This window comes from Sulfitobacter sp. HI0040, from assembly GCF_001634885.1.
GTDB lineage: Bacteria > Pseudomonadota > Alphaproteobacteria > Rhodobacterales > Rhodobacteraceae > Sulfitobacter.
Window position 1 is genome coordinate 1 of sequence record NZ_LWEX01000456.1, and the last position, 1,028, is coordinate 1,028.

Genomic DNA, 1,028 nt, shown 5'->3' on the forward strand with positions numbered 1-1,028 from the left:
ATCGGTCACATTGTGGACTTGCCCGGCTTTTGTGGAGAGCGTTTAGCTCACTTCCCGTGCCTTTCGCTCGAAGGCGATGGGGCTCTGGAAGCCGAGCGACGAATGGCGCCTGACGGGGTTATAGAACCCGTTGATGTATCTGGCGACAGCGTTTTCGGCCTGAGCGCGTGTCTGCCACGCGACCGGCCAGATCAGCTCCGACTTGATGGTCTTGAAGAACGTCTCGACCATCGCGTTGTCATAGCAGTTCCCGCGCCCGCTCATTGAGATAAGAAGGCCTCGTTTTCGGAGCAGTGCCTGATAGTCGACAGAGCAGTATTGCGACCCGCGGTCGGAATGATGGACCAGCCCCGTCGCAGGGTTGCGAGCCACCAAGGCACGCCGCAGAGCTTCGACCGCAAGATCGCGCTTCAGGCGGTCACTCGTGGCCCAGCCGACGACGCGCCGCGAGAAGAGGTCGAGAACGATGGCGAGGTAGAGCCAACCCTCTGCCGTCCAGATATAGGAGATGTCCGCCCCCCACTTCCTGTCCGGGCCATCCGCCGTGAAGTCCTGCGCCACCAGATTGGGCGCGACAGGCCAAGCATGTTCGCTGTCCGTCGTGCGCTTGAAGCGCCGCTTCTGACGCGCGATCAACTGGTTCTCGCGCATGAGACGCGCTGTGCGATGCCGCCCGATCTCGTGCCCTTCGTCGACGAGGTCGCGGTGCATCCAGGGGCTGCCGTAGGTGCCATTCGACAGCGCGAAGGCCGTTCGGATATGGGCCAGATAGACCATGTCCTGCTGCTGACGACGACAGGCGGGACGCTCCTGCCAGGCGAAGAACCCGCTCTGGCTAACGCCGAGGACACCGCACATCCGGCTGATCGGGAAGCTGGCCTTCTCCGCTTCGATGAAGCCGAAGGTCATCGACTTCCCTCTTTCGCGAAGAAGGCCGCGGCTTTTTTTAGAATGTCGCGCTCCTGCTTCAGGACCGCATTCTCTCGCCGCAGCCGCTTCAGTTCAGCATGCAGATCGATGGGGGTCTC

Annotated in this window: 1 pseudogene; it reads right to left on the reverse strand. The window is 62.0% G+C overall.

The annotated features are described in order from the left end of the window. Positions 1-42: 42 nt before the first annotated feature. Positions 43-1,028: pseudogene (locus A3728_RS18770) on the reverse strand (IS3 family transposase); the annotation flags it as partial.